The sequence below is a fragment of the Pseudomonas moorei genome, from assembly GCF_008801475.1.
Taxonomy (GTDB): Bacteria; Pseudomonadota; Gammaproteobacteria; order Pseudomonadales; family Pseudomonadaceae; genus Aquipseudomonas; species Aquipseudomonas moorei.
The window spans coordinates 1-26,741 of record NZ_VZPP01000012.1; the positions used below are offsets into that span (position 1 = coordinate 1).

Below are 26,741 nucleotides of genomic sequence, written 5' to 3' on the forward strand. Positions count from 1 at the left end.
GGGAACAGGCTGGTCTGGCTGCGGGGCTCTCCCTGGATGTAGGCCATAACGAAAAATGCTCCGTATCTTTCGATACGGAGCATTTTCTTTGAGCGCTGCGCAGATTGCTAGGTTTTCACACAGTCTGTACAGGGTGCTTTTTTGTGCCCGCGATTCTTGGGTTGTCACGCATCCTTTGTAGGAGCGAGCTTGCTCGCGAAGAACTCAAAGACGCCGCGTTAATACTGAGCGCCCGCGTAATCGTTGGCGACCCATCGCGAGCAAGCTCGCTCCTACAGGGGGGGTGGTGTTTTTGAGGGCCAATTCCAGGCATAAAAAAAGCACCCCGAAAGGTGCTTTTCTGTCGCTGGACGCTTAGCGCTTCAGCGAGGCCGGCAGGTGCGGCTGGATCGCCGTCAGGACTGCCTTGAAGCATTTGGTGTTGCCGGCAACGACGTGGCCTTTTTCAAGGAAGTCGTGACCGCCGGTGAAGTCGCTCACCAGGCCGCCTGCTTCCTGAATCAGCAGGGCGCCTGCGGCCATGTCCCACTCGGACAGGCCCGACTCCCAGAACGCGTCGAAACGGCCGGCAGCCACGTAGGCCAGGTCCAGGCTCGCGGAACCAGCGCGGCGGATGCCGGCAGTCTGGCCTACCAGGGCGCGGAACATGCCCAGGTAGTTGTCGAGGTTGTCCATCTGGTCGTCACGGAACGGGAAGCCGGTACCCAGCAGGGCGCCGTCCAGGCTGGTGCGGCCGCTGACGCGCAGGCGACGACCGTTCAGTTGGGCGCCGCGACCACGGCTGGCGGTGAATTCTTCCTGGCGAACCGGGTCCAGAACAACGGCGTGTTCCAGGCGACCGCGGTATTTGCAGGCGATGCTGACGGCGAAGTGAGGAATGCCGCGCAGGAAGTTGGTGGTACCGTCCAGTGGGTCGATGATCCACAGGTACTCTTCACCTTCGATGCCGGTGCCGGCGTGCAGGCCGGTTTCTTCACCCATGATCGAGTGATTCGGGTAAGCCTTGCGCAGTGCGTCGATGATTTTCTGTTCGGCGGCGCGGTCCACCTCGGATACGTAATCCTTGGCGTCTTTTTCGTCGACCTTGATGGTATCCAGGCGCTCGATGGAGCGGAAGATCAATTCACTGGCGCTGCGGGCGGCGCGCAGCGCGATATTCAGCATGGGCTGCATGGATGTGTCACCTAAGGTTGTTAAAGAAAGCCGGGCATTCTATCAGAAACTTTCTACAGGTGAAGGACGACGTTCGCTTTCATGGCTTAACGGTAGGTTCAGCTGTAAGATTCCGCTCCTTAATTCAGTGTTCGAGAGCGCCTCCCTTGCTGCAAAACATTCGTGTCGTGCTGGTCAATACCAGTCATCCGGGCAATATCGGCGGGACTGCGCGTGCCATGAAGAACATGGGGCTGTCGCGGCTGGTGCTGGTTGAGCCACGGCTGTTCCCTCATCACGAGGCCGACGCCCGTGCCTCGGGTGCCGGTGACATCCTTGAAAAAGCGCAAGTCGTCGCCACTTTGGAAGAGGCTCTGGTCGGCTGCAATCTGGTGCTGGGCACCAGCGCCCGTGATCGTCGTATTCCCTGGCCGCTGCTCGATCCTCGCGAATGTGGTGCGAAAGTGGTCGAGGAAGCCGCGCAAGGCGCCGAGATCGCGCTGGTGTTCGGTCGTGAAGATTCCGGCCTGACCAACGAAGAGTTGCAGCGATGTCATTATCACGTGCACATCCCATCAGACCCTGAGTTCAGCTCGCTGAACCTTGGGGCGGCGGTGCAGGTATTGAGTTATGAAGTGCGCATGTCCTGGCTGGCTGCGCAAGGTCAGCCGACCAAGGTCGAGAAGGAAGAAGTGGCATCGGTCAAAAGCGCTGAGCTGGCGACCATGGATGAGCTGGAACGATTCTATGAACACCTGGAGCAAACCCTGGTGGCCATCGAGTTTCTCGATCCGGAAAAGCCACGGCACTTGATGGCGCGCCTGCGCCGCTTGTACGGACGCAGCTCGGTCAGCCGGGCGGAAATGAATATTTTGCGTGGCATCCTCACGGAGACCCAAAAAGCGGCCCGTGGCGAGCTTCTGAAACGGAAGGAATAATGATGTTCGAGCGTTTGCGTGAAGATATCCAGAGTGTTTTCCATCGTGATCCGGCAGCGCGTAACGCATTTGAGGTCCTGACCTGCTACCCGGGCATGCACGCTATTTGGATCCATCGCCTGTCTTCGGTGTTGTGGCGTGCGGATCTGAAATGGCTGGCGCGGCTGGTGTCGAACTTCGGTCGCTGGTTGACGGGAATCGAGATTCACCCGGGTGCCAAGGTGGGGCGTCGTTTCTTCATTGACCATGGCATGGGCATCGTGATCGGTGAAACGGCTGAAATCGGCGATGACGTGACCATTTATCAGGGCGTGACCCTGGGGGGCACCAGCTGGAACAAAGGCAAGCGTCACCCGACGCTGGGTGATGGTGTCGTTGTCGGTGCCGGCGCCAAGGTGCTTGGCCCGTTCACTGTGGGGGCGGGCGCCAAGGTCGGCTCCAACGCCGTGGTGACTAAAGCGGTTCCGCCGGGCGCCACGGTGGTGGGTATTCCGGGGCGGATCATCGTCAAGTCCGACGAAGAGCAAGACGCCAAGCGCAAGGCGATGGCCGAGAAGATCGGTTTCGATGCCTATGGCGTGACTGAAGACATGCCGGATCCGGTGGCCCGCGCCATCAATCAATTGCTCGACCATCTGCAAGCCGTTGATGGGCGGTTGGAGGGTATGTGCGGGGCGCTGAAGGATCTGGGCAGCAATTACTGTGCGAAAGATCTGCCTGAGCTGCGTGAAGAAGACTTCGCCTGTGTAAAGGACAAGGATCAGAGTCAGGTCGGCTGATTCCGGTACAGGTCGCAGATAGGCAATGGCACAGCGCTGAGCGGTGTGCCATTAGGCCGCAGACCCTGATATGATGCGCGCGCTCTTTTGCGGGTAAACCTGACTAAAGTACTAGGTCTTATAGTTGACTTAAATACTCGGGAATTGCATACTCGCCCCATTCCGAACTCCGTGGTAATTGTCCATGCGACTGACTACAAAAGGCCGATACGCCGTGACCGCCATGCTTGACCTGGCGTTGCACGCGCAGCACGGGCCCGTGTCCCTGGCCGATATCTCCGAGCGCCAAGGCATCTCCCTGTCCTACCTCGAACAGCTTTTTGCCAAATTGCGCCGCAGCAATCTGGTTTCCAGCGTCCGTGGTCCAGGCGGCGGCTACCAGCTGTCGCGCGACATGCAAGGGATCCAGGTTGCCCAGGTGATCGATGCGGTGAACGAATCGGTCGATGCCACCAAATGCCAGGGGCAGGGTGATTGCCATTCGGGCGATACCTGTCTGACTCACCACTTGTGGTGCGACCTGAGCCTGCAGATTCACGAATTTCTGAGCGGTATCAGCTTGGCTGACCTTGTCACTCGCCGTGAAGTGCAAGAAGTAGCCCAGCGCCAGGATCAACGCCGTTGCAACAGCAAGGCGCCACGCCTGGACAAGATTGAAGCGTCCGCCGTCGAATGACAGCCAGAGAGCTAGCGGCACGCCAGCCAGCCTGATTTAGGAGATAGTCCATGAAATTGCCGATTTACCTTGATTACTCTGCGACTACCCCGGTTGATCCGCGTGTCGCGCAAAAAATGAGTGAATGCCTGCTGGTCGACGGAAACTTCGGTAACCCGGCGTCCCGTTCCCACGTGTTTGGCTGGAAAGCTGAAGAGTCCGTCGAAAACGCTCGTCGTCAGGTGGCCGACCTGGTCAACGCCGACCCGCGCGAAATCGTCTGGACCTCCGGTGCCACCGAATCCGACAACCTGGCAATCAAGGGTGCGGCGCATTTCTATGCCACCAAGGGCAAGCACCTGATCACCACCAAGATTGAGCACAAGGCTGTCCTCGACACCATGCGCCAACTGGAGCGTGAAGGTTTCGAAGTGACCTACATCGAGCCTCGCACCGACGGTCTGGTTACTCCAGAGATGATCGAAGCCGAGCTGCGTGACGACACCATCCTGGTTTCGGTCATGCACGTGAACAACGAAATCGGCACCATCAACGACATCGCCGCCATCGGCGAGCTGACCCGTTCCAAGGGCATCCTGTTCCACGTCGACGCCGCTCAGTCCACCGGCAAGGTCGAGATCGACCTGCAGAAGCTGAAAGTTGACCTGATGTCGTTCTCCGCTCACAAAACCTACGGCCCTAAAGGCATCGGCGCACTGTACGTGAGCCGCAAGCCGCGTGTTCGCATCGAAGCGACCATGCACGGCGGCGGTCACGAGCGCGGCATGCGTTCCGGTACCCTGGCGACCCACCAGATCGTCGGCATGGGCGAAGCTTTCCGTGTGGCCAAGGAAGACATGGCTGCCGAGAACGTGCGCATCAAGGCCTTGAGCGACCGTTTCTACAAGCAGGTCGAGCATCTGGAAGAGCTGTACGTCAACGGCAGCCTGACCGCCCGCGTTCCGCACAACCTGAACCTGAGCTTCAACTACGTTGAAGGCGAGTCGCTGATCATGGCGCTCAAGGATCTGGCGGTTTCGTCCGGTTCGGCTTGCACCTCGGCATCCCTTGAGCCTTCGTACGTGCTGCGCGCCCTGGGCCGCAACGACGAACTGGCTCACAGCTCGATCCGTTTCACCTTCGGCCGTTTCACCACTGAAGAAGAAATCGATTACGCCGCGCAGAAAGTCTGCGAGGCCGTTACCAAGCTGCGCGCTCTGTCGCCGCTGTGGGACATGTACAAAGACGGTGTCGACATTTCGAAAATCGAGTGGGCGGCACACTAATTAAATCGCCGTTAGCAGACGCTGTAAAAACGTAGCGAGCGAAGGGAAGACAAGGAAAAAACAGGCGAGGACGCGGAGTTTACTGGTTGTAAATGAGCAGTCCGAGCCTGTTTTTGACGCAGGATTACCGAGCGCAGTAGTTTTTACAGGGTCTGAAGAGCGACTCTCTGATGAGTGAGGATTGAATCATGGCTTACAGCGAAAAGGTCATCGACCACTACGAAAACCCGCGCAACGTCGGCAAGATGGACGCGGAAGATCCTGATGTCGGCACCGGCATGGTCGGCGCTCCGGCGTGCGGCGACGTGATGCGCCTGCAGATCAAGGTCAACGAAGCCGGCATCATCGAAGATGCCAAGTTCAAGACCTACGGTTGCGGTTCGGCGATCGCTTCCAGCTCCCTCGCCACCGAGTGGATGAAGGGCAAGACCCTGGACGAGGCGGAGACCATCAAGAACACTCAGCTGGCTGAAGAACTGGCCCTGCCGCCAGTGAAAATTCACTGCTCCGTGCTCGCTGAAGACGCCATCAAGGCGGCCGTTCGCGACTACAAGCAGAAGAAAGGCTTGATCTGACTTTCAAGATTTGGCGACGAGTAAGGAGTCACCGATGGCTATCAGCATGACAGAAGCGGCTGCTCGACACGTGCGACGCTCCCTCGATGGGCGCGGCAAAGGTGAGGGGATTCGTCTGGGTGTTCGCACTACAGGCTGTTCCGGCCTTGCCTACGTGCTGGAGTTTGTCGACGAGGTGGTGGCAGAGGATCAGGTGTTCGAAAGTCACGGCGAGAAAGTGATCATCGACCCGAAAAGCCTGGCTTACCTGGACGGCACCGAGCTCGATTTCGTCAAGGAAGGGTTGAACGAAGGCTTCAAGTTCAACAATCCCAACGTGCGCGGTGAATGTGGCTGCGGCGAAAGCTTCAACATCTGAGGCTGCTCGTGGGTACTCCTTGTCATTTCGCATTATTCGAGCTGCAACCGAGTTTCGATCTGGATCTCGATCAGCTGGCTTCGCGCTATCGTGAGTTGGCGCGCGGCGTTCATCCGGACCGCTTTGCCGACGCTTCCGAGCGTGAGCAGCGGCTGGCGCTAGAGCAATCCGCGAGCCTCAACGAGGCCTACCAGACGCTCAAGAGCCCACCCAAGCGCGCGCGATACTTGCTCGCCTTGAATGGTGGCGAGTTGCCGCTGGAGGTCACGGTGCATGATCCGGAGTTTCTTCTGCAGCAGATGGCGTTGCGTGAAGAGCTCGAAGACCTGCAGGACAGTGCAGACCTGAATGGCGTCGCCGCCTTCAAGCGCCGCCTGAAGGCTGCCCAGGATGAGCTGAACCAAAGCTTCGCAGCTTGCTGGAACGATGCTGCGCGACGTGAACAGGCGGAACGCCTGATGCGGCGCATGCAGTTCCTCGACAAGCTCACCTACGAAGTGCGCCAGTTAGAAGAGCGCCTCGACGATTAACCCAGTGCCGCTCCGGTCGCACGCCTGATATACAGATAAGTCCTGATTACGATGGCCCTACTGCAGATCGCCGAACCCGGCCAAAGTCCTCAACCGCACCAGCGTCGTCTGGCTGTGGGGATCGACTTGGGCACTACCAATTCGCTGGTCGCTGCATTGCGCAGTGGTCTTTCCGAGCCCCTGGCTGACGCAGAAGGGCGGGTCATCCTGCCTTCCGCCGTGCGCTATCACGCCGATCGCGTCGAAGTTGGCGAGTCGGCCAAGCTGGCTGCCGCCACCGATCCTTTGAACACCGTGCTGTCGGTCAAGCGCTTGATGGGTCGTGGACTGTCCGACGTCAAGCAATTGGGCGATCAACTGCCGTACCGCTTCGTCGGCGGCGAATCGCACATGCCGTTCATCGATACGATCCAGGGCCCGAAAAGCCCGGTCGAAGTTTCCGCCGATATCCTCAAGGTCCTGCGTCAGCGTGCCGAAGCGACACTGGGTGGCGAGCTGGTCGGTGCGGTGATTACCGTTCCTGCGTATTTCGACGATGCTCAGCGTCAGGCGACCAAGGATGCGGCCAAGCTGGCCGGTCTGAACGTGCTGCGTTTGCTTAACGAGCCGACGGCTGCGGCGGTTGCCTACGGTCTGGACCAGCATGCTGAAGGCCTGGTTGCAATTTATGACCTGGGCGGCGGCACCTTCGATATTTCGATTCTGCGCCTGACCGGCGGTGTGTTCGAAGTCCTGGCGACCGGCGGCGACAGTGCCCTGGGCGGCGATGACTTCGATCACGCGATCGCTGGCTGGATCATCGAGAGCGCCGGTTTGTCTGCCGATCTTGATCCGGGCGCGCAACGCAATTTGCTGCAAACCGCTTGTGCGGCCAAGGAAGCGTTGACCAATGCCTCGTCCGTTGAGGTCGCTTATGGTGACTGGAACGCTGAGCTGACTCGTGAAGCCTTTAATGCGCTGATCGAGCCAATGGTTGCCCGCAGCCTCAAAGCCTGCCGTCGTGCCGTTCGTGATTCCGGCGTCGAGCTGGAAGAAGTGCACGCCGTGGTGATGGTTGGCGGTTCGACTCGCGTGCCTCGTGTTCGCGAAGCGGTCGCGGAGGCTTTCGGTCGCCAGCCGTTGACTGAAATCGATCCGGATCAAGTGGTGGCCATCGGTGCCGCGATCCAGGCCGATACCCTGGCCGGCAACAAGCGTGACGGCGATGAATTGCTGCTGCTCGACGTGATTCCGTTGTCCCTGGGGCTGGAAACCATGGGCGGCCTGATGGAGAAGGTAATTCCGCGCAACACCACCATTCCCGTCGCTCGCGCCCAGGACTTCACCACCTATAAAGACGGCCAGTCGGCCATGGCGATCCACGTGTTGCAGGGTGAGCGGGAGCTGATCAGTGACTGCCGCTCCCTGGCGCGCTTCGAATTACGTGGTATCCCGGCAATGGTGGCCGGTGCCGCGAAAATTCGCGTGACGTTCCAGGTCGATGCCGACGGTCTGCTGAGTGTTTCCGCCCGCGAGCTCGGTTCGGGCGTTGAGGCCAGCATCCAGGTCAAGCCTTCCTACGGGCTGACCGACGGCGAAATCGCCAAGATGCTCAAGGATTCGTTCCAGCACGCCAACGACGACAAGGTCGCCCGCGTCCTGCGCGAGCAGCAGGTCGACGCGCAGCGTCTGATCGAAGCGGTGCAGGCGGCTCTGGAGGCTGATGGCGACCGTCTGCTCGATGCCGAAGAGCGCGTGGTCATCGATGCGCAGGTGCAGGAATTGACCGAACTGATGAAAGGTACCGATGGCTATGCCATCGAGCAGCAGACCAAGCGTCTGTCGCAAGTGACCGATGCCTTTGCTGCCCGCCGCCTGGACTCGACGGTGAAAGCCGCGCTGGCGGGGCGCAACCTGAATGAGATTGAGGAATAACGATGCCGCAGGTCATTTTTCTGCCACACGAAAAGTTTTGTCCGGAAGGCATGGTTGTGGAGGCTGAGCCGGGTATTTCCATCCTTGAACTGGCTCACGAACACCATATCGAGATGGAAAGCGCCTGCGGTGGCGTCTGCGCCTGCACCACTTGTCATTGCCTGATTCGTGAAGGCTTCGACTCTCTGGAAGAGGCCGATGAGCTGGAAGAGGACTACCTTGACAAGGCCTGGGGGCTGGAAGCTCAATCGCGTCTGGCCTGTCAGGCCCGAGTCGGGACTGAAGACCTGACCATCGAAATTCCGAAATACTCGCTCAACCATGCGGCCGAAGCGCCGCACTGATTCAAGGAAATGAAATGAGTCTGAAATGGGTTGATGTGCTGGAAATCGCGATCCAGCTGGCTGAATCCAAGCCGGAAGTGGATCCGCGTTACGTGAACTTCGTCGATCTGCACAAATGGGTGCTGGCATTGCCGGAGTTCAGTGATGATCCGACCCGCGGTGGCGAGAAGGTGCTTGAAGCCATTCAGGCCGCCTGGATCGAAGAAGCAGATTGAGTCTGCGCCGTACGCAGTTAGGCAATACCCAAGAACCCGCGTATAATTCGCGGGTTTAATTTTTCGCAAATTACCGTTTCTGGAGTTACACCATGGCTGTTCAACGTACTTTCTCCATCATCAAGCCTGACGCCGTTGCTAAAAACGTGATCGGCAAGATCGTTTCCCGTTTTGAAGAAGCCGGCCTGCGCGTTGTAGCTTCGAAAATGAAGCAACTGTCGAAAGCCGAAGCTGAAGGCTTCTACGCTGAGCACAGCGAGCGCGGTTTCTTCGGTGACCTGGTTGCTTTCATGACCTCCGGTCCAGTTGTTGTTCAGGTTCTGGAAGGTGAAAACGCTATCGCTCGCAACCGTGAGCTGATGGGCGCTACCAACCCTAAAGAAGCCGCTGCCGGCACCATCCGTGCTGACTTCGCTGAATCCATCGACGCCAACGCCGTACACGGTTCGGACTCCGAAGCCGCTGCTGCTCGCGAAATCGCATACTTCTTCGCAGCTACTGAAGTAACCACTCGCTAAGCATTGGCTTAAGAGTGAAGGTGAATCCATGACTACATCGACTGTTAAAACCAACCTGCTGGGTCTGACTCAACAGGAAATGGAAAAATTCTTCGACTCAATCGGGGAGAAGCGTTTCCGTGCCGGTCAGGTAATGAAATGGATTCACCACTTTGGCGTCGATGATTTCGACGCCATGACGAATGTCAGCAAGGCCTTGCGCGAGAAGCTCAAGGCTGTTGCTGAAGTTCGCGGTCCGGAAGTGGTCAGCGAGGACATCTCCAGCGACGGTACCCGTAAGTGGGTCGTACGCGTGGCGTCCGGCAGCTGCGTCGAGACCGTGTACATTCCCCAGGGCAAGCGCGGCACATTGTGCGTTTCGTCCCAGGCAGGCTGTGCCCTGGATTGCAGTTTCTGCTCCACCGGCAAGCAAGGCTTCAACAGCAACCTCACCGCCGCCGAAGTGATCGGTCAGGTGTGGATTGCCAACAAATCCTTTGGCAGCGTCCCGGCGACCGTCGACCGTGCCATCACCAACGTGGTGATGATGGGCATGGGTGAGCCGCTGCTGAACTTCGACAACGTCATTGCCGCCATGCATCTGATGATGGATGACCTGGGCTATGGCATTTCCAAGCGCCGCGTGACCCTGTCCACTTCGGGCGTGGTGCCGATGATCGATGAGCTGTCCAAGCACATCGACGTCTCCCTGGCGTTGTCCCTGCACGCACCGAATGACGCATTGCGTAACCAATTGGTGCCGATCAACAAGAAGTATCCGCTTAAGATGCTGCTCGAGTCGTGCCAGCGCTACATGTCGTCCCTGGGCGAAAAACGCGTGCTGACCATCGAGTACACCTTGCTCAAGGACGTTAACGACAAGGTTGAGCACGCGGTCGAGATGATCGAGTTGCTGAAAAACATTCCGTGCAAGATCAACCTGATCCCGTTCAACCCGTTCCCGCATTCCGGGTACGAGCGGCCGAGTAACAACGCCATTCGTCGGTTCCAGGATCAGCTTCATCACGCCGGTTTCAACGTCACTGTGCGCACCACTCGTGGTGAGGACATCGACGCGGCCTGTGGTCAATTGGTAGGGCAGGTGCTGGATCGCACCCGTCGCAGCGAACGTTATATCGCCGTGCGCGAGTTGAGCGCCGACAACGATATGGCGCAGAACGCCGCGAACAACAACTAAGAGAGGATCTCTATGTCCCTGCGCTTTGCGCTGCTTTTGCTGTTGGCCAGCCTGTGTGCTGGCTGTGTTCTTTCCGGCGATTACAACCCGATGAAGACCAGCAAGGGCCGCGACGAGGCGCGTGAGGCTTACGTGCAGCTCGGGATCGGGTATCTGCAGCAGGGCATGACTGAACGTGCGAAAGTGCCGTTGAAGAAAGCACTGGAGCTGGATGAGGCGGACCCCGATGCCAACGCGGCGCTGGGTCTGGTATTTCAGGCTGAAATGGAACCGGAACTGGCCGACCAGCATTTTCGCAAGGCGCTGTCCTCCCGTCCCGCCGATGCGCGAATCCTCAATAACTACGGCAGTTTTCTATTCGAGCAGAAGCGTTACAAGCAAGCCTACGAGCGCTTCGAGCAAGCCGCGGCCGATACCCTGTATCCTGAGCGTTCGCGAGTGTTCGAGAACCTTGGGATGACGGCTTCGATGCTCGGCCAGCGTGATTTGGCCCAGCAACAACTGGAGAAAGCCCTGCGCTTGAACCACCAGCAGCCTCGCGCATTGCTGGAAATGGCTGAGTTGTCTTACGAAGACAGGCATTATGTGCCCGCGCGTGACTATTACGATCGTTTTAGCCTGCTCGCCGAACAAAATGCACGTAGTCTATTGCTCGGCGTTCGACTGGCAAAAGTGTTTGAAGATCGCGACAAGGCCGCCAGTGCGGGCCTGCAATTAAAACGACTCTATCCCGGTACACCGGAATATCAGCAATACCTGTCGGAGCAATGATGAAAGCGGCGCATCCCGAAGTTGTAGCAGCGAATCGCGTTAACCCCGGTGAGACCCTGCGCCAGGCCCGCGAAAGCAATGGCTGGTCGCTGGCCGAAGTGGCCCTCAAGCTCAACCTCACCGTCAATTCCCTGAGTAATCTGGAAGCCGGCGCTTTCGACAAGCTGCCAGGGCATACCTTTGCCCGCGGTTATATTCGCGCCTATGCCAAATTGCTGGGCATGGATCAGGCCGTTCTGGTCCAGCAGTTCGACCAATCCACCGGCACTGACTCCAAGGGCAGTAACGTTCACAGCCTGGGGCGCATCGAAGAGCCGGTCCGTGTTTCCCACACCATCTTGCGAATTGTCAGTCTGCTGTTGCTGATCGCAGTGATTGGTGGCGGTTTTGTCTGGTGGCAGGATCAGACCTCGCTACGTACCAAGGACTTGACCAGCTTGAGCCCTGAACACGTAGAAGTCGAAGGCGCTGACGGTACCACCCAGATTCATCCGCTGGACGAGCCGGAAGACCAGGCGGTCGCACAAGGCCAGACTGAAGGCGCAACCACTCTTGCATTGCCGCCAGCCGATGCATCGGCGCCAGCGCCGGCCGAAGCTCAAGCGGCTGCACCTGCACCTGCACCTGCACCAGCCGCACCTGCGCCAACAGCCCCGGCGCACAGCGCTGCTCCGGTTGTTGCTGCTCCTGCGACGCCGGCACCGGCCGCTCCTGCTCCGGTCGTGACCGCGCCGGTTGCCCCAAGCGCCCCTGCACCAGCAACGACGGCTCCAGTCGCCGGCCAGGGCCAGGTTCAACTGCAATTCACGGCCGATTGCTGGACGCAAGTGACCGATGGCACCGGCAAGGTGCTGTTGAGCGGCCTCAAGCGTAAAGGCGATAGCGTTTCCGTCAGCGGCAAGCCGCCGTTCGCCGTGCGCCTGGGCTACGCCCGTGGCGCTCAGGTGAGCTACAACGGCCAGCCAGTTGATGTGGCTCCTTTCACCAGTGGCGAGACTGCTCGCCTGAAGTTGGGTCAATAAGTCATGCACGGCGAATCTCCAATCAAACGTCGCGAATCACGCAAGATCTGGGTCGGTAACGTACCGGTTGGCGGTGATGCGCCAATCGCTGTGCAGAGCATGACCAATAGCGACACCAATGACGTCGCGGCCACCGTTGCACAGATCAATCGTCTGGAAGCAGCCGGTGTCGATATCGTGCGGGTGTCGGTGCCGGACATGGACGCCGCCGAGGCCTTCGGCAAAATCAAGCAACTGGTCAAGGTGCCGTTGGTTGCCGATATCCATTTCGACTACCGCATCGCATTGCGCGTCGCCGAGCTTGGCGTTGACTGCCTGCGGATCAACCCGGGCAATATCGGGCGCGAAGATCGCGTTCGTGCCGTGGTCGATGCCGCCCGTGATCGCGGCATTCCGATTCGCATCGGCGTAAACGCTGGCTCCCTGGAAAAAGACCTGCAGAAAAAATACGGCGAGCCGACACCTGCCGCACTGGTTGAGTCGGCCTTGCGCCACGTCGAACACCTCGAGCGCCTGAATTTCCAGGACTTCAAGGTCAGCGTCAAAGCCTCCGACGTGTTCATGGCCGTCGAAGCCTACCGCCTGCTGGCCAAGGAAATCGTCCAGCCGTTGCACCTGGGGATCACCGAAGCGGGTGGTTTGCGTTCCGGCACGGTGAAATCTGCTGTGGGCCTCGGTATGCTGCTCGCCGAGGGGATTGGCGATACTATTCGCATCTCGTTGGCGGCTGATCCGGTCGAGGAAGTGAAAGTCGGCTACGACATTCTCAAATCCCTGCATTTGCGTTCCCGTGGCATCAACTTCATCGCCTGCCCGAGCTGCTCGCGGCAGAACTTCGATGTGGTCAAAACCATGAACGAACTGGAAGGGCGCCTTGAAGACCTGCTGGTGCCGCTGGATGTCGCGGTCATCGGTTGCGTGGTCAACGGACCCGGTGAAGCCAAGGAAGCCCATATCGGCTTGACCGGCGGCACGCCAAACCTGATTTACATCGACGGCAAGCCGTCGCAGAAACTGACGAATGACAATCTCGTGGATGAGCTCGAACGCTTGATCCGCGAGAAAGCGGCCGAAAAGGTCGAAGCTGACGCTGCCGTCATCGCGCGCGGCTGAGCCCGACCAAAGAGCCGAACGGAATTTAAGGATTTAATGTGAGCAAGTCTCTGCAAGCCATTCGTGGCATGAACGACATCCTGCCCGAACAGACCCCTCTGTGGCGTCATTTCGAGGGCACCGTTTCGCGTCTGCTGGATAACTACGGCTACAAGCAGATCCGCATGCCGATCGTTGAGTTCACCGAGCTGTTCAAGCGCTCCATCGGTGAAGTGACCGACATCGTCGAAAAAGAGATGTACACCTTCGACGACCGTAACGGCGACTCCCTGACGCTGCGTCCGGAAGGCACGGCAGCCTGTGTGCGTGCCGTGCTCGAGCACGGCATCACCGGCGGTGGCCAGGTACAGAAACTCTGGTACATCGGTCCGATGTTCCGCCACGAGCGTCCACAGAAGGGCCGTTATCGTCAGTTCCACCAGATCGGCGTCGAGGTGTTCAACCTTGATGGTCCGGACATCGATGCCGAGCTGATCGTGCTGACCTGGCGCCTGTGGGGCGAGCTGGGGATCCGCGATGCGGTCAAGCTCGAACTCAACAGCCTGGGCACCAGCGAATCCCGTGGTCGTTATCGCGAGGCACTGGTCGAGTTCCTGTCCGCTCACCTGGACAAGCTGGACGAAGACAGCCAGCGCCGCCTCAAGACCAACCCGCTGCGGGTTCTGGATACCAAGAACGCCGACACTCAAGCGATCCTGGTCAACGCGCCGAAAATGGCCGACTACCTCGACGAAGAGTCCCGCGTGCACTTCGAGGGCCTGAAGGCTCGCCTGGACGCCGCTGGCATTCCTTACGTGATCAACCCGAAGCTGGTTCGCGGGCTGGATTACTACAGCAAGACCGTTTTCGAATGGGTCACCGACAAACTCGGCGCCCAGGGCACTGTGTGTGCGGGTGGTCGTTACGACGGCCTGGTCGAGCAGATGGGCGGCAAGCCGACGGCGGGCGTTGGCTTTGCGATGGGCATCGAACGCCTGGTGCTGTTGCTGGAAACCCTGGAGCAGATCCCGGAAGAGATCTCCCGTCAGGTCGACGTCTACCTCTGCGCCTTCGGTGAAGCCGCCGAGCTGGCCGCTCTGGCGTTGAGCGAACGCGTTCGAGATCAGCTACCCAACCTGCGCCTGCAAGTGAATGCCGGCGCCGGCAGCTTCAAAAGCCAGTTCAAGAAAGCCGACAAGAGCGGTGCGCTGTATGCACTGATCCTCGGTGACGACGAGATGGCCCAGCAAGTGGTAGGTTTCAAACCCCTGCGTGGCCAGGGCGAACAACAAAGCATTGCCTGGGATGCGCTTGCTGCACACCTGGCCACCTGCGTCGTGCAGGGTTGAAGCTGTCTAAACAGCCGATTTAGCGATTAAGGAGTATTGGGGTGTCGAGTACCGAAGACGAACAGCTGGCGGATTTGAAGGACTGGTGGTCACGTAACGGCAAGCCCCTGGTGACTGGCGGCCTGTTGGCGCTGGTCATCGTGTTCGGCTGGCAAGCCTTTCACAAGTATCAGAGCAACCAGTCGCAAGGCGCCTCGATGCTCTATCAGCAATTGCTGGAAACCACGCTGACGCCTGACGGCAAGCCTGATGCGGGCCGTGTTTCGGACCTGGCTGCCAAACTCAATAGTGAGTTCGGCGGTAGCGCCTATGCGCAATACGGCAACCTGTTCGTGGCGAAAGTCGCCGTCGACAGTGGCAAGCTGGATGACGCAGCCAGCGAGCTGAAAGGCATTGTAGCCAAGCCGGCCAATCCGGCACTGGGCGAAATCGCCCGTCAGCGCCTGGCTCAGGTGCTGGCCGCGCAGAACAAGGCCGATGAAGCCTTGAAACTGCTTGAAGGCGATGCCGACAAGGCATTCCTGGCCACTCGTGAAGAGCTCAAGGGCGACCTGCTGGTGCAGTTGGGTCGTACCGATGAAGCGTATAAGGCCTATCAAAAGGCCAAGGCTGCACTGTCGGATGAAGCGGCGGTGGGTGGCCTACAAATGAAGCTGGACGACCTGGCCAAAGGGGATGCGTGACGTGATTCGTTGGAAACATGCAGCATTGCTGGCTCTGGCCCTGTTGGCCGCGGGTTGCAGCAGCAACAGCAAAAAAGAATTGCCACCGGCCGAGTTGACCGACTTCAAGGAAGAAGTGGTTCTGAAAAAGCAGTGGAGTCGTTCGATCGGTGACGGTCAGGGCGAAACCTACAACATGCTGGTTCCAGCGATCGACGGCGATACCATTTATGCTGCCGACGTGACTGGTGTGGTGATGGCACTGGATCGCAGCAACGGCGACGTCAAGTGGAAGAAAAAACTCGAACTGCCTGTTTCCGGCGCCGTTGGCGTGGGTTACGGTCTGCTGACGTTGGGTACGCTCAAGGGTGAAATCGTTGCCCTGGACACCAGCAACGGTGAAGTGAAGTGGCGTGCTCGCGTGTCCAGCGAAGTTCTGGCACCACCGGCCAACAACGGCGATGTGGTGGTGGTTCAGACCCAGGACGACCGTCTGATCGGTCTGGATGCCGCTACCGGCACTCAGCGCTGGTTGTATGACAGCACGCCAGCGGTTCTGACACTGCGCGGTACCAGTGCGCCGATCGTGACCAACCACCTCGCGGTGGCTGGCCTGTCGACCGGTAAAGTGGTCGCTCTCGACATTTCCAACGGCGTGCCGGTGTGGGAACAGCGTGTAGCGATCCCGCAAGGTCGTTCGGAGCTGGAGCGTGTGGTCGATATCGACGGCGGCCTGCTGTTGTCCGGCGAGACGATTTACGTCGCGAGCTACCAGGGGCGCGTTGCCGCGCTTGACCTGCAAAGCGGTCGCCAGCTGTGGCAGCGTGATGCTTCCAGCTATGCGGGTGTCGCGCAGGGCTTCGGGAGTCTCTACGTGAGTCTGTCTTCGGGCACTGTCGAAGGCGTCGACGAGCGTTCCACCACGGCTTTGTGGAGCAACGATTCGCTGGCTCGTCGTCAGCTGTCGGCTCCTGAAGTGTTTTCCAGCTACGTTGCAGTGGGTGACTTGGAAGGTTATCTGCACCTGCTGAGTCAGGTTGATGGTCGATTCGTCGGCCGCGAGCGTATCGACAGCGACGGCCTGCGTGCCCGTCCGCTGGTGGTGGGTGACACGATTTATGTGTATGGCAACAGCGGCAAACTGGAAGCCCTGACCATCAAGTAAAGGTTTGACTATGCTTGGGGTTAACCCCCCAGGCTGCTTCACTTGCAGGAGCGAGCTCGCTCGCGAAGGGCGCCAACGATTACGTTTGCGGTCTGAATAAACGCAGTGTTTTTGCGTTTTTCGCGATCAAGCTCGCTCCTACAGTGATAGCCCCGAGCACCAGCCGCTGCCTCGCAGCGGCTTTTGTATTTTCTGAAATAACGAAGTGGAGAGCCGCATGGTTCCCGTAATCGCCCTGGTGGGCCGACCGAACGTCGGCAAGTCCACCTTGTTCAACCGCCTGACCAGGACTCGCGACGCCATTGTCGGCGACCTGTCCGGTCTGACCCGTGATCGCCAATACGGTGAGGCCAAGTGGCAAGGGCGTTCCTACATTCTGGTCGACACCGGCGGTATCTCCGGTGACGAGCATGGTATGGACGAAAAAATGGCCGAGCAGTCGCTGCTGGCCATTGAAGAAGCGGATGTTGTGCTGTTCCTGGTAGATGCCAAGGCCGGTTTCACCGCCGCCGACCAGATGATCGCCGAGCATTTGCGCAAACGTAACAAGCGTTCCTACGTGGTCGCCAACAAGGTCGACAACATCGACCCTGATATGGCCCGCGCCGAATTCGCTCCGTTGGGCATGGGGCACGCGATTCCAATCGCCGGTGCTCATGGCCGTGGCATCACCCAGATGCTGGAAATCGCCCTGAGCGAATTCCCGAAAGACGAAGAAGAGCCGGAAGAAGGCGAGGAAGAGGAAGTTGCCGAGGGCGAAGAAGCCAAGCGCATTCCTGGCCCGAGCGAAAAAGACGGGATCAAGATCGCGATCATCGGCCGTCCGAACGTCGGCAAGTCGACCCTGGTCAACCGCATGCTCGGTGAAGACCGGGTTATCGTCTATGACCAACCCGGCACCACTCGCGACAGTATCTACATCCCGTTCGAGCGTAACGACGAGAAGTACACGCTGATTGACACCGCCGGTGTGCGCAAGCGCGGCAAGATCCACGAAGAAGTCGAAAAGTTCTCCGTGGTCAAAACCCTGCAAGCGATCAAAGACGCCAACGTGGTGATCTTCGTGATGGACGCCCGCGAAGGCGTGGTCGATCACGACCTCAACCTGCTGGGCTTCGCCATTGAGTCGGGTCGTGCGCTGGTCATCGCCATCAACAAGTGGGACGGCATGACCCCGAGCGAACGCGACTTCGTGAAGGTCGAGTTGCAGCGTCGCCTGTTCTTCGTTGACTACGCCGACATTCACTTCATCTCGGCGCTGCATGGCACTGGCGTAGGTAATCTCTATGCGTCGGTACAAAACTCGTTCAAGTCTGCGGTCACCCGCTGGCCAACCAACCGCCTGACCCAGATCCTGGAAGACGCGGTCGGTGAGCACGCGCCGCCAATGGTCAATAACCGTCGGATCAAGCTGCGTTATGCCCACCTGGGTGGCGCGAACCCGCCGATCATCGTGATTCACGGTAACCAGATCGAAAAGGTGCCGAAGTCCTACGTCCGTTACCTGGAAAACACTTACCGTCGTGTGCTGAAGTTGGTCGGTACGCCGATCCGCATCGAGTTCAAGGGCGGCGAGAACCCGTACGAAGGCAACAAGAACTCGCTCACCGACCGTCAGGTCAACAAGAAGCGTCGCTTGATGTCGCACCACAAGAAGGCCGACAAGAAGCGTCGCGACAAACGCTGATTCCAAGCCCTCGCACTCTCTTTTGTCGGGGGCTTGTTGTGGTGAGGCGGCTTGCCCCCGTTGGGTGGCGCAGCCAGCCCGAAACCATCCACCGGGGTCTGTCAGACCCCGGTGCAGGTTTTACGACTGCTTCGCAGCCGAACGGGGCGGTGCGGCGGTCCGACAAACTCCCTCGCCACAGGTACAGCGGTGATCAATTGACGAAGGGCGCCCTGTATGGCGCCCTTTTTCGTGCCTGCCGTTTGGGCTATCCTCGGGCTCTCCCGCGCCGCCGTTAGAGCCGGGTGTAGAGCAGGGAATCACCGATGATCACCAGTAAGCTGCCGAATGTCGGCATCACTATCTTCACCCAGATGTCTCAGCTCGCCGCGCAGACCGGCGCGCTAAACCTGTCTCAGGGATTTCCCGATTTCGATGCCCCGCAAGCCCTGTGCGACGCGGTTGGCCGGCATATTGCCAATGGCCACAACCAGTATTCGCCGATGACCGGCCTGCCCGCTCTGCGTCAGCAGATTGCGGCGAAGATCGCCCGTAGCTATGGCGTCAACGTCGATGCCGACAACGAAGTGACCGTCACCCCGGGCGCGACCCAGGCGATTTTCAGCGCCATCCAGGCCGTTATCCACAATGGTGACGAAGTCATCGTGTTCGATCCGGCGTATGACAGTTACGAGCCTTCGGTTGAGTTGGCGGGTGGTCGTTGCGTGCACGTACCGTTGGGCCTGGACGATTTCAGCATCGACTTCGACAAGCTCGCCACTGCGTTGAGTCCGCGCACGCGAATGATCATCCTCAATTCCCCGCACAACCCCAGCGGTGCCTTGATCAGTCGCGCCGAGCTGGATCAGTTGGCGGCGCTGATTCGCGACCGTGACATCTACATCGTCAGCGACGAGGTCTACGAACACCTGGTGTACGACGGCGTACCACACGTCAGCGTGCTGGCCCATGAAGAACTGTATCAGCGAGCCTTCGTGGTCAGCTCTTTCGGCAAGACTTATCACGTCACCGGCTGGAAAACCGGTTACGTCGTCGCGCCGCCGGCCCTGACGGCAGAGCTGCGCAAAGTGCATCAATACGTCAGTTTCTGCGGTGTTACGCCACTGCAATATGCCTTGGCCGATTACATGGCCGAGCATCCGGAACACGTCGAAGAACTGCCGGATTTCTATCAGGCCAAGCGTGATCTGTTCTGCGATTTGCTCGCGCCATCGCGTTTCAGTTTCAAACGGGTGACCGGCACTTATTTCCAGTTGGTCGATTACTCGCAAATCCGTCCGGACCTCAATGACGTCGAAATGGCCCTGTGGATGACTCGCGAACATGGCGTGGCAAGTATTCCGATCTCGGTGTTCTACCAGACACCACCCGAAGGCCAGCGCCTGGTGCGACTGTGCTTTGCCAAGCGTGAGGAGACCCTGCGTGAAGCAGCGGAAAAACTATGCGTGATCTGAGTGCGCTACCGAATCTGAACATCGCGCTGATCCAGACGTCCCTGGCCTGGCATGACCGCCGGGCAAACCTGGAGCATTTCGAGTCGCTGCTGGAACAGGCGCGCGGCGCAGACCTGATCATTCTGCCGGAGATGTTCACCACCGGTTTCTCCATGGAGTCCGAAACCCTCGCGGAACCGGAAAACGGCCCCACCAGCCAATGGCTGCGGGTTCAGGCGGCGAAATTCGAGGCAGTGATTACTGGTAGCGTCATCATTCAGGCGGCCGATGGCAGTCATCGCAATCGCCTGTTATGGGCACGGCCGGACGGCGAGCTGTGGCACTACGACAAGCGCCACCTGTTCCGCATGGCCGGCGAGCATCATCACTACACCCCGGGCGAGCGTCAGGTGCAGTTCGAACTCAAGGGCTGGCGCGTGAGGCCGTTGATCTGCTACGACCTGCGCTTCCCGGTTTGGAGTCGCGATGCCCAGGACACCGACCTGTTGCTGTATACCGCCAACTGGCCGGGCGCTCGACGCCAGCACTGGAACCGCTTGTTGCCGGCGCGGGCGATCGAAAACCTGTGTTACGTGGCGGCGGTGAACCGCATCGGGACGGACGGCAAAGGCTTTGCGTATACCGGTGACAGTCAGGTGCTGGATTTCCAGGGCGAGACGTTGCTCAGTGCCGGTGAGGCGGACGGAGTATTCAAGGTGCTGCTCAATGCGGCGGAACTGGCGGCGTATCGCGCGCGGTTTCCGGCGAATCTGGATGCGGATACTTTCGAATTCACCTGAGTTCGTCGTCGCCTGACCTGACCTCTTCGCGGGCAAGCCCGCTCCCACAGGGTATGTGGGTGTAAACAAAATTTGAGTTCACAACGGTCAACTGTGAGCGGGCTTGCCCGCGAAAGGGCCGGTTCAGACAGCACAAAACCAGCAGGCAAAAAAAGGCCCCGAGGTTCGCACTCCGGGGCCTTTTTGCATGACAGCGAAGGCTTACGCGGCTTTCGCTTCAGGCTGGCTCAGGGAGCGGTTCAGCGCGCTGAACAGAGCCTTGAAGCTGGCGGTGGTGATGTTTTCGTCGATGCCGACGCCATGCACCGCGCGCTCACCATTGACTCGCAGTTCAATGTAGGCGGCAGCCTTGGCGTTGGTGCCTGCGCCGATGGCGTGCTCGTTGTAGTCCATGATTTCCACCGGCACTGGCAAACCGGCCACCAGCGCTTCCAGAGCGCCATTGCCCTTGCCGCGCCAATGCAGGTTGGTTTCGCCCTGACCTTGGCTGGCGACTTCCACTTCGACGGCGCTGTGGCCGTTTTCTTCCTGCAGGCGATGGCTGACCAGCGCGTACGGGGTGTTGGCCTGCAAGTACTCGCTGTGCAGCAGGGCGTGGATTTGCTGGGCAGTCATTTCCAGGCCCAGGCGATCGGTCTCACGCTGCACGACCTGGCTGAACTCGATCTGCATGCGACGCGGCAGGCTGATGCCGTATTCCTGTTCCAGCAAGTAGGCGATACCGCCCTTGCCCGACTGGCTGTTGACGCGGATGACCGCTTCGTAGCTGCGGCCGATGTCGGCAGGGTCGATCGGCAAGTACGGTACTTCCCACAGCGCGTCCGGTTTCTGCTGGGCGAAGCCCTTGCGGATGGCATCCTGGTGGGAGCCGGAGAACGCGGTGTGCACCAGGTCGCCGACGTACGGGTGACGTGGGTGAACCTGGATCTGGTTGCACTCTTCGACGACTTTGCGCACGCCGTCGATGTCGGAGAAGTCCAGTTGAGGGTCGAGGCCCTGGGTGTACATGTTCAGCGCGACGGTCACCAGGTCAACGTTACCGGTACGCTCGCCGTTGCCGAACAGGCAGCCTTCGACGCGGTCGGCGCCGGCCATCAGGCCCAGTTCAGTGGCCGCAACGCCAGTGCCACGGTCGTTGTGGGTGTGCAGGCTGATGATCACGCTGTCACGACGGTTGATGTGACGGCCGAACCATTCGATCTGGTCGGCATAGATGTTCGGGGTTGCGCATTCGACGGTGGCCGGCAGGTTGAGAATCATCTTGTGCTCGGGCGTCGGGTTCCATACCTCGATCACCGCGTCGCAGACTTCCTTGGCGAACTCCAGTTCGGTGGCACTGAAAGTCTCTGGCGAGTACTCGAAGGTCCACTCGGTGTCCGGCTGCATGGCTGCGTATTTGACGAACAGTTTGGCGGCGTTCACGGCGATGGCCTTGACTCCGTCCTTGTCCTGATTGAAGACAATCCGGCGGAAGGAAGGGGAGGTCGCGTTGTACAGGTGAACGATGGCTTTCTTTGCCCCGCGCAGGGATTCGAAGGTACGTTCGATCAGGTCTTCACGGCCCTGGGTCAGCACCTGGATGGTGGTGTCGTCTGGGATGTGATTGCCTTCGATCAGGGTGCGCACGAAGTCGAAGTCGGTTTGCGAAGCGGCCGGGAACGAGGCTTCGATTTCTTTCACGCCTACCTGCACCAGGGTTTTCCAGAAGCGCAGCTTCTTGACGGCGTCCATCGGTTCGATCAGCGACTGGTTGCCGTCACGCAGGTCGGAACTGCACCAGATCGGCGCGGCCGTGATGGTTTTCGACGGCCAGGTGCGGTCCGGGATGTCGATGGTCGGGAACGCGCGGTATTTCGAAGACGGGTCTTTGAGCATGCTCATCGGGAAATCCTTATTGTGTGGGCCGAAAAAAGGCGGCCTGCCGGTGGATCAAATGTTCTGGGGGTAACGCGTGAGACGAGGCATCGCGATCAGCCCGGCAGTCGTGCGCTGACAAGGCACAGGCTGCGGTGCTGGCGACGCTGAATGAGGGTGTGAGAGGTTTTCATGTCTTCAACCCTAACCGCGGGGGGAAAGGATGGCAAGCAGTCGAAAAAAATTGAGAGGAATACTCGTGACAATGTATTTATCGAGATTTTATTGCTTTGATTGGCTTCGAATGTTCAGTTGCTTGCGCAGGGTTTGAGTGGTGCGCAATCGAAGCTTTCAGCATGGGCGGCCGGTGGCGCAGCTATGCTTTAAGCCTCGACTGGCAAGCAGGAGTCGGCGATGAACGAGTCCGATTGGAAGCTTTATTGTGTGCTGCGTCCGATGGCCCGCGAGCGGATGTGCGTGCGGATCATGGCGGATGTCGAAAAGACCGTGCTGGATAAAAGCCTTTCACCTTACGAGCGGATGGAGGCCAGCGAGGAGCTGCTCAAGGCTGGTCAAAAAGAGCTGTATTGGGCCTTTGGGGTTTTCAGTTTTTCACGTCATGAAGCCCGCTCGCACTTGCTCGGGCTGTGTGCCCGGGAGTTGATTACGGCTCAAGAGTTAAGCGGCTTTTCGCAGGAGACGCAGGAGTGGGTCAAACACTGCCTGGCGGATCGGGAGGTGCATGGGATTGAGGATCTGGACGCGGAGTAAGTTGTTTTTCAGTGATCAGGGTTGAGCCTGTGATGCTGCCTTTGCGGACAAGCCCGCTTCTGCAATGGATCGGGTGGGAGTGGGCTTGCCCGCGAAGAGGCCGCTCGCCTCACTGCGAATTCAGGGCTGAAACGCCCCGATGAAAATCGCCGGGTCCACGCGCGCATCGTTCAGGCTGATGTTCCAGTGCATATGTGGCCCGGTCGCCCGCCCGGTCGAACCGACCTTGCCGACCACGTCACCGCGAGCCAATGGTTGACCGACCTTCACATCGATTTTCGACATGTGGCAGAACATGCTGATGAAGCCTTGGCCATGGTCGACAAACACCGTGTTGCCGTTGAAGAAATAATTGCCGATCAGAATCACTTTGCCATCGGCCGGGGTTTTGATCGGGGTACCGGCCGGCACCGCGAAGTCCAGGCCAGCGTGGGGATTGCGTTCTTCACCATTGAAGAACCGGCGCACCCCGAACTTGCTCGACAGCGGCCCGTTGACAGGCTTGTCCAATAGCAGGTTGCTGGGCGTATTCGGGCTGAACGTGCGGTAGGCGGTGATCTGCTCAGCCAGCTCGCGTTCGATGCGCTTGAGATTCTCCGGGTCCGGATTGACCTGCTGCGTGTTCTTCAAGGTGATGCGTTGTTCAGGGTATTTTTTCTGGCCCACCGTGAAGCTCAGCGTACGACCAGCGCTGCTGATGGACTGAGCGCCCGGCTTGGTCGTCAGTGGCACGCCGACGATGGCCAGCCAATTGTTCTGTTCCTTGACCACCAGCACCGGTTTGCCCTGATAGCTGGCTTTCGGTGCTTGCGCGGAAGTGCCCAGATCCACCACCGCGACGCCACCTGGCACCGGTTTGTTCAACAGGCGGGTGATGTAGCTGTCGGCATGGGCGTTGAGGGTCAGGCACAGCAACAGCAGCGAAGCTAAAAGGCGCGGCATGGGTCAATCCAGTAATGAAAGGGTGACAGGCGTCAGGTGATTGTCTTCGACCCGTACTTGCAGTTCGCCTTCGCCCAATTTGGCTTTCAGACGCTGTCCGTTTTGGGTTTGAGCGGCGTTGCGAATCGCGTTGCCGCGCTCATCGAGCAAAATGCTGTAGCCGCGACCGAGCGTCGCCAGGGGACTGACCACATGCAGGGTCTGCATTTGGCTTTGCAACTGCAGGCGACGGTTTTTCAGGCCCTCGCGCATGGCACGAGGCAGGCGCTCGGCGAGGCTGTCGAGGCGCTGGCGCAACATCGCCAGTTGCCGGCCTGGATGTTGCGCGGCCAGGCGGGTTTCCAGACGAATCAGCCGTTCACGACGGGTGTTGAGACTGCGTTCGAACGCGCGGCGCATGCGCATGTCCAGATCATCCAGGCGTTGCGCTTGCTGGCGCAGGCGTTCGCCGGGGTGACGCAAGCGCCGGGAGATACCTTCGAGGCGCAGACGGTCGCGCATCAAACGGTCGCGCATGCGCATCACCAGCCGTCGGTGCAGGCTTTCGACCCGACGGACCAGATCGCTGGAGTCCGGCGCGAGCAATTCAGCGGCGGCAGATGGCGTCGGGGCGCGCACGTCGGCGACGAAGTCACTGATGGACACGTCGGTTTCATGGCCGACGGCACTGACGATCGGCGTTATGCAGGCATCCACCGCGCGGGCCACGGCTTCTTCGTTGAAGCACCAGAGGTCTTCCAGCGAGCCGCCGCCACGGGCCAGGATCAAGGCGTCGAAGCCGCGGGCATCGGCCAGTTTCAGCGCGCGCACAATCTGCGCAGTGGCTTCGCGGCCCTGAACGGCTGTGGGGATCAGTGTCAGTTGTACCTGCGGTGCGCGACGGCGGAACACGCTGATGATGTCGCGGATCACCGCACCGGTGGGCGAACTGATGATGCCGATCCGCTGTGGATGGGCCGGTAGCGGTACCTTGCGTTCGGCACTGAACAGGCCTTCGGCGCTGAGCTTTTCCTTCAGCGCGTCGAAGGCCAGCCGCAAGGCGCCGTCGCCGGCCGGTTCCACGGTGTCGAGGATCAGTTGGTAATCACCACGCCCCTCAAACAGCGAAACCTTGCCGCGTACCTTCACCGCCAGGCCGTCCTTCAACGCTTGTCGTACCCGCGCAGCGTTCTGCCGGAACAGCGCGCAGCGCACCTGGGCGCCGCTGTCCTTGAGCGTGAAATACACGTGGCCGGACGCCGGACGGGCGAGGTTGGAGATTTCGCCTTCGACCCAGATGTTGCTGAACACGTCTTCGAGCAGCACCCGCGCGCGGCCGTTGAGCTGGCTGACGGTCAGGACTTCACGGTCCAGGCCGAGTCTTGCAAAGGGATCTTTAATCATGGGGCGCAGTTTAAAGGCATTCGGTGATCAATCTCCATGCGTGCGCACAATTCCCTTGTTGATGCCTTTGTGGGCGGGAGCTGGCTCGCGATAACGGTTCGGCAGGCGACATCGTCGGTGAATTTTAAGACGCCATCGCGAGCAAGCTCGCTCCCGCAAGGTTAAAGTCGTCAGCGGCAATCAAGGAAGACCGGGGGAATGAATGTGCTTGAGTTGTTGAACCAATGGCCGTTCGGAGTCATGGAATGGCTGGTGATCGGGGGCGGGATCGCCCTGGCCTATATCGTATTCGGCATCGCCGGGTTCGGCACCGCGCTGGTGGCCGGGCCGATTCTGATTGTGTTCATGCCCTTGCTGGTGCTGCTGGATTTTGTCGCGGCATTCGGCAATCTGTTGCCCTCGCGGCGTGATGTGGCGAAACCGGAGTTATTGCGTTTGCTGCCGTGCATGGCGGTCGGTTGCACGTTGGGCGTGATTTTTTTGCTGAACCTGAAATCCGATCTGTTACTGCTGTTGATGGGGCTGTTTATCAGCGCCTATGCCATCTACAGCCTCTGGGTCAAAGCCCGTCCGACGCAATTGTCTGCCGTGGGGGCGCTGCCGATGGGAACGGTGGGCGGGATGTTCGGTGCGTTGTTCGGCAGTGGCGGTTTTTTGTACGCGATTTATTTGAACAGTCGACTGCCCAAGGACGAGGCGCGGGCGACGCAGAGCGCGCTGATCAGTTGCAGCACCGTGGTGCGGTTGAGCCTCTTCATTGTGGCGGGCGTGTACGCCGAGCTGCCCTTGTTGGTACTGGCGCTGTGCTTGTTGCCGGCGATGGCGCTGGGGCTATGGATCGGTCGACGGCTGACGATGCGCCTGTCTCGCGAGGCCTTCGTGCGGCTGGTGACTTGGTTGGTGCTGGCGAGCGGGGTCGCGCTGATCGGGCGCTACCTCAGCACCTGACCCCAGCCACCAGGTTGTCTACTCACCAGGATCAATCGTTGTACTGGCTCAGCAACCGCTCCATCCGCGCATTCAAGCGGCGCTTGATTTCGGTTTCGATGTGCGGCGCGAAGTCGTCGATCACGTCCTGCATGATCAATTGCGCGGCAGCGCGCAGTTCGTTGTCGAGGTAGAGCAGGGCGTCGGCGCCCTTGCGGGTGGTCGGCGCCGGTTCGGCGGCTGGCGCCGGGGCTTTCGGTTCGATGATCGGCGCGGGGGCGCTGACGGTATCGAACAGCATTGGAATCTGTTCCTGTTCACCTTCATCGACCGTGTCGGTCAGCAGTGGTGGTTGCAGGTTGTCATCGCCGAGCAGTTGGCGGATCGACTCAAGGTCATCCAGCAGGTGCACGGACTTTTGCAGCGGTTTTGGAGTGTCCAT

General features: G+C 59.5%; 28 protein-coding genes. 23 read left to right on the forward strand and 5 right to left on the reverse strand.

What is annotated here, in order from left to right; translation table 11 throughout:
* Positions 1–354: 354 nt before the first annotated feature.
* Positions 355–1,173 (reverse strand): type III secretion system regulator SuhB, encoded by an 819-nt coding sequence (gene suhB, locus F7R06_RS22315; RefSeq protein WP_007941397.1) that lies wholly within the window; start codon positions 1,171–1,173, stop codon positions 355–357.
* A gap of 146 nt (positions 1,174–1,319) precedes the next feature.
* Here suhB and trmJ point away from each other — a divergent pair, with 146 nt between their 5' ends.
* From trmJ to F7R06_RS22420, 21 genes are all read left to right on the forward strand, one after another.
* Positions 1,320–2,090 carry a tRNA (cytosine(32)/uridine(32)-2'-O)-methyltransferase TrmJ gene (gene trmJ / locus F7R06_RS22320; protein ID WP_090316497.1) on the forward strand — a complete coding sequence of 257 codons (771 nt, stop codon included), beginning with the start codon at positions 1,320–1,322 and terminating at the stop codon, positions 2,088–2,090.
* 2 nt (positions 2,091–2,092) lie between these two features.
* Positions 2,093–2,869, forward strand: a complete 777-nt coding sequence (gene cysE, locus F7R06_RS22325) for a serine O-acetyltransferase (RefSeq protein WP_090316500.1) — start codon at positions 2,093–2,095, stop codon at positions 2,867–2,869.
* Between the two features lie 184 nt (positions 2,870–3,053).
* Entirely contained in the window at positions 3,054–3,545 is a 492-nt protein-coding gene (iscR, locus tag F7R06_RS22330; protein ID WP_003227911.1) for a Fe-S cluster assembly transcriptional regulator IscR, read from the forward strand.
* A 50-nt stretch (positions 3,546–3,595) separates the two neighbouring features.
* Positions 3,596–4,810 (forward strand): IscS subfamily cysteine desulfurase, encoded by a 1,215-nt coding sequence (locus F7R06_RS22335; RefSeq protein ID WP_090316503.1) that lies wholly within the window; start codon positions 3,596–3,598, stop codon positions 4,808–4,810.
* A gap of 188 nt (positions 4,811–4,998) precedes the next feature.
* Positions 4,999–5,385: a Fe-S cluster assembly scaffold IscU gene (gene iscU / locus F7R06_RS22340; RefSeq protein WP_028620148.1), complete on the forward strand. Its 387-nt coding sequence runs from the start codon at positions 4,999–5,001 to the stop codon at positions 5,383–5,385.
* 34 nt (positions 5,386–5,419) lie between these two features.
* Positions 5,420–5,743: an iron-sulfur cluster assembly protein IscA gene (gene iscA, locus F7R06_RS22345; RefSeq protein ID WP_003227904.1), complete on the forward strand. Its 324-nt coding sequence runs from the start codon at positions 5,420–5,422 to the stop codon at positions 5,741–5,743.
* Positions 5,744–5,751: 8 nt separating this feature from the next.
* Positions 5,752–6,273 carry a co-chaperone HscB gene (gene hscB / locus F7R06_RS22350; RefSeq protein WP_090316506.1) on the forward strand — a complete coding sequence of 174 codons (522 nt, stop codon included), beginning with the start codon at positions 5,752–5,754 and terminating at the stop codon, positions 6,271–6,273.
* A 51-nt stretch (positions 6,274–6,324) separates the two neighbouring features.
* A complete protein-coding gene (gene hscA / locus F7R06_RS22355; RefSeq protein ID WP_090316509.1) occupies positions 6,325–8,187 on the forward strand; it encodes a Fe-S protein assembly chaperone HscA in 1,863 nt (620 codons plus the stop codon).
* A gap of 2 nt (positions 8,188–8,189) precedes the next feature.
* Entirely contained in the window at positions 8,190–8,531 is a 342-nt protein-coding gene (gene fdx / locus F7R06_RS22360; RefSeq protein WP_090316512.1) for an ISC system 2Fe-2S type ferredoxin, read from the forward strand.
* 14 nt (positions 8,532–8,545) lie between these two features.
* Complete coding sequence (iscX, locus tag F7R06_RS22365; RefSeq protein WP_017340315.1) at positions 8,546–8,746, forward strand: Fe-S cluster assembly protein IscX; 201 nt, start codon at positions 8,546–8,548, stop codon at positions 8,744–8,746.
* Between the two features lie 92 nt (positions 8,747–8,838).
* Positions 8,839–9,264, forward strand: coding sequence for a nucleoside-diphosphate kinase (ndk, locus tag F7R06_RS22370; RefSeq protein ID WP_047538089.1), 426 nt, complete (start codon positions 8,839–8,841; stop codon positions 9,262–9,264).
* Positions 9,265–9,292: 28 nt separating this feature from the next.
* Positions 9,293–10,441 carry a dual-specificity RNA methyltransferase RlmN gene (rlmN, locus tag F7R06_RS22375; RefSeq protein ID WP_047538092.1) on the forward strand — a complete coding sequence of 383 codons (1,149 nt, stop codon included), beginning with the start codon at positions 9,293–9,295 and terminating at the stop codon, positions 10,439–10,441.
* 12 nt (positions 10,442–10,453) lie between these two features.
* The gene (gene pilW / locus F7R06_RS22380) at positions 10,454–11,212 is read left to right on the forward strand and encodes a type IV pilus biogenesis/stability protein PilW (protein WP_090316515.1); all 759 of its coding nucleotides are present in this window, start codon (positions 10,454–10,456) and stop codon (positions 11,210–11,212) included.
* Positions 11,212–12,234, forward strand: a complete 1,023-nt coding sequence (locus tag F7R06_RS22385) for a RodZ domain-containing protein (protein ID WP_090316518.1) — start codon at positions 11,212–11,214, stop codon at positions 12,232–12,234. Before pilW ends, F7R06_RS22385 begins: the two co-directional genes overlap by 1 nt.
* A 3-nt stretch (positions 12,235–12,237) precedes the next feature.
* A complete protein-coding gene (gene ispG, locus F7R06_RS22390; protein WP_020795607.1) occupies positions 12,238–13,347 on the forward strand; it encodes a flavodoxin-dependent (E)-4-hydroxy-3-methylbut-2-enyl-diphosphate synthase in 1,110 nt (369 codons plus the stop codon).
* 38 nt (positions 13,348–13,385) lie between these two features.
* Positions 13,386–14,675, forward strand: a complete 1,290-nt coding sequence (hisS, locus tag F7R06_RS22395) for a histidine--tRNA ligase (RefSeq protein ID WP_090316521.1) — start codon at positions 13,386–13,388, stop codon at positions 14,673–14,675.
* Between the two features lie 41 nt (positions 14,676–14,716).
* A complete protein-coding gene (locus F7R06_RS22400) occupies positions 14,717–15,358 on the forward strand; it encodes a YfgM family protein (RefSeq protein WP_090316524.1) in 642 nt (213 codons plus the stop codon).
* Positions 15,351–16,502 carry an outer membrane protein assembly factor BamB gene (gene bamB, locus F7R06_RS22405; protein WP_090316526.1) on the forward strand — a complete coding sequence of 384 codons (1,152 nt, stop codon included), beginning with the start codon at positions 15,351–15,353 and terminating at the stop codon, positions 16,500–16,502. Before F7R06_RS22400 ends, bamB begins: the two co-directional genes overlap by 8 nt.
* Positions 16,503–16,719: 217 nt before the next feature.
* Entirely contained in the window at positions 16,720–18,189 is a 1,470-nt protein-coding gene (gene der / locus F7R06_RS22410; RefSeq protein ID WP_090316528.1) for a ribosome biogenesis GTPase Der, read from the forward strand.
* A gap of 305 nt (positions 18,190–18,494) precedes the next feature.
* A complete protein-coding gene (locus F7R06_RS22415) occupies positions 18,495–19,643 on the forward strand; it encodes a pyridoxal phosphate-dependent aminotransferase (RefSeq protein WP_090316530.1) in 1,149 nt (382 codons plus the stop codon).
* A complete protein-coding gene (locus tag F7R06_RS22420) occupies positions 19,631–20,422 on the forward strand; it encodes an amidohydrolase (protein ID WP_090318327.1) in 792 nt (263 codons plus the stop codon). The genes F7R06_RS22415 and F7R06_RS22420 overlap by 13 nt, the downstream gene beginning before the upstream one ends.
* 201 nt (positions 20,423–20,623) lie before the next feature.
* On the opposite strand, the gene leuA is transcribed toward F7R06_RS22420, so the two are convergent.
* Positions 20,624–22,303 carry a 2-isopropylmalate synthase gene (gene leuA, locus F7R06_RS22425; RefSeq protein ID WP_047538113.1) on the reverse strand — a complete coding sequence of 560 codons (1,680 nt, stop codon included), beginning with the start codon at positions 22,301–22,303 and terminating at the stop codon, positions 20,624–20,626.
* A 387-nt stretch (positions 22,304–22,690) separates the two neighbouring features.
* On the opposite strand from leuA, the gene F7R06_RS22430 reads away from it, so the two are divergent.
* A complete protein-coding gene (locus F7R06_RS22430; protein WP_090316533.1) occupies positions 22,691–23,047 on the forward strand; it encodes a hypothetical protein in 357 nt (118 codons plus the stop codon).
* Between the two features lie 120 nt (positions 23,048–23,167).
* Here F7R06_RS22430 and F7R06_RS22435 read toward each other — a convergent pair whose 3' ends face one another.
* Together F7R06_RS22435 and xseA are read right to left on the reverse strand one after the other, a co-directional pair.
* Complete coding sequence (locus F7R06_RS22435; protein ID WP_090316536.1) at positions 23,168–23,989, reverse strand: M23 family metallopeptidase; 822 nt, start codon at positions 23,987–23,989, stop codon at positions 23,168–23,170.
* A 3-nt stretch (positions 23,990–23,992) separates the two neighbouring features.
* Positions 23,993–25,372, reverse strand: coding sequence for an exodeoxyribonuclease VII large subunit (gene xseA / locus F7R06_RS22440; RefSeq protein WP_090316538.1), 1,380 nt, complete (start codon positions 25,370–25,372; stop codon positions 23,993–23,995).
* A gap of 198 nt (positions 25,373–25,570) precedes the next feature.
* Between xseA and F7R06_RS22445 the strand changes: the two genes are divergently transcribed.
* Positions 25,571–26,320: a sulfite exporter TauE/SafE family protein gene (locus F7R06_RS22445; protein ID WP_090316541.1), complete on the forward strand. Its 750-nt coding sequence runs from the start codon at positions 25,571–25,573 to the stop codon at positions 26,318–26,320.
* A gap of 31 nt (positions 26,321–26,351) precedes the next feature.
* Here the strand turns inward: F7R06_RS22445 and F7R06_RS22450 are convergent, their stop codons facing one another.
* Positions 26,352–26,741: a DNA polymerase III subunit chi gene (locus tag F7R06_RS22450; RefSeq protein ID WP_090316544.1), complete on the reverse strand. Its 390-nt coding sequence runs from the start codon at positions 26,739–26,741 to the stop codon at positions 26,352–26,354.

Excerpts from the sequence above, each read along its gene's own strand:
- suhB (WP_007941397.1), bottom strand. The coding sequence starts at position 1,173 with ATGCAGCCCATGCTGAATATCGCGCTGCGCGCCGCCCGCAGCGCCAGT.
- cysE (WP_090316500.1), top strand. The coding sequence starts at position 2,093 with ATGTTCGAGCGTTTGCGTGAAGATATCCAGAGTGTTTTCCATCGTGAT.
- iscR (WP_003227911.1), top strand. The coding sequence starts at position 3,054 with ATGCGACTGACTACAAAAGGCCGATACGCCGTGACCGCCATGCTTGAC.
- F7R06_RS22335 (WP_090316503.1), top strand. The coding sequence starts at position 3,596 with ATGAAATTGCCGATTTACCTTGATTACTCTGCGACTACCCCGGTTGAT.
- iscU (WP_028620148.1), top strand. The coding sequence starts at position 4,999 with ATGGCTTACAGCGAAAAGGTCATCGACCACTACGAAAACCCGCGCAAC.
- iscA (WP_003227904.1), top strand. The coding sequence starts at position 5,420 with ATGGCTATCAGCATGACAGAAGCGGCTGCTCGACACGTGCGACGCTCC.
- hscA (WP_090316509.1), top strand. The coding sequence starts at position 6,325 with ATGGCCCTACTGCAGATCGCCGAACCCGGCCAAAGTCCTCAACCGCAC.
- fdx (WP_090316512.1), top strand. The coding sequence starts at position 8,190 with ATGCCGCAGGTCATTTTTCTGCCACACGAAAAGTTTTGTCCGGAAGGC.
- iscX (WP_017340315.1), top strand. The coding sequence starts at position 8,546 with ATGAGTCTGAAATGGGTTGATGTGCTGGAAATCGCGATCCAGCTGGCT.
- ndk (WP_047538089.1), top strand. The coding sequence starts at position 8,839 with ATGGCTGTTCAACGTACTTTCTCCATCATCAAGCCTGACGCCGTTGCT.
- rlmN (WP_047538092.1), top strand. The coding sequence starts at position 9,293 with ATGACTACATCGACTGTTAAAACCAACCTGCTGGGTCTGACTCAACAG.
- pilW (WP_090316515.1), top strand. The coding sequence starts at position 10,454 with ATGTCCCTGCGCTTTGCGCTGCTTTTGCTGTTGGCCAGCCTGTGTGCT.
- F7R06_RS22385 (WP_090316518.1), top strand. The coding sequence starts at position 11,212 with ATGAAAGCGGCGCATCCCGAAGTTGTAGCAGCGAATCGCGTTAACCCC.
- ispG (WP_020795607.1), top strand. The coding sequence starts at position 12,238 with ATGCACGGCGAATCTCCAATCAAACGTCGCGAATCACGCAAGATCTGG.
- bamB (WP_090316526.1), top strand. The coding sequence starts at position 15,351 with ATGCGTGACGTGATTCGTTGGAAACATGCAGCATTGCTGGCTCTGGCC.
- der (WP_090316528.1), top strand. The coding sequence starts at position 16,720 with ATGGTTCCCGTAATCGCCCTGGTGGGCCGACCGAACGTCGGCAAGTCC.
- F7R06_RS22415 (WP_090316530.1), top strand. The coding sequence starts at position 18,495 with ATGATCACCAGTAAGCTGCCGAATGTCGGCATCACTATCTTCACCCAG.
- F7R06_RS22420 (WP_090318327.1), top strand. The coding sequence starts at position 19,631 with ATGCGTGATCTGAGTGCGCTACCGAATCTGAACATCGCGCTGATCCAG.
- leuA (WP_047538113.1), bottom strand. The coding sequence starts at position 22,303 with ATGAGCATGCTCAAAGACCCGTCTTCGAAATACCGCGCGTTCCCGACC.
- F7R06_RS22430 (WP_090316533.1), top strand. The coding sequence starts at position 22,691 with ATGAACGAGTCCGATTGGAAGCTTTATTGTGTGCTGCGTCCGATGGCC.
- F7R06_RS22435 (WP_090316536.1), bottom strand. The coding sequence starts at position 23,989 with ATGCCGCGCCTTTTAGCTTCGCTGCTGTTGCTGTGCCTGACCCTCAAC.
- xseA (WP_090316538.1), bottom strand. The coding sequence starts at position 25,372 with ATGATTAAAGATCCCTTTGCAAGACTCGGCCTGGACCGTGAAGTCCTG.
- F7R06_RS22445 (WP_090316541.1), top strand. The coding sequence starts at position 25,571 with ATGAATGTGCTTGAGTTGTTGAACCAATGGCCGTTCGGAGTCATGGAA.
- F7R06_RS22450 (WP_090316544.1), bottom strand. The coding sequence starts at position 26,741 with ATGGACACTCCAAAACCGCTGCAAAAGTCCGTGCACCTGCTGGATGAC.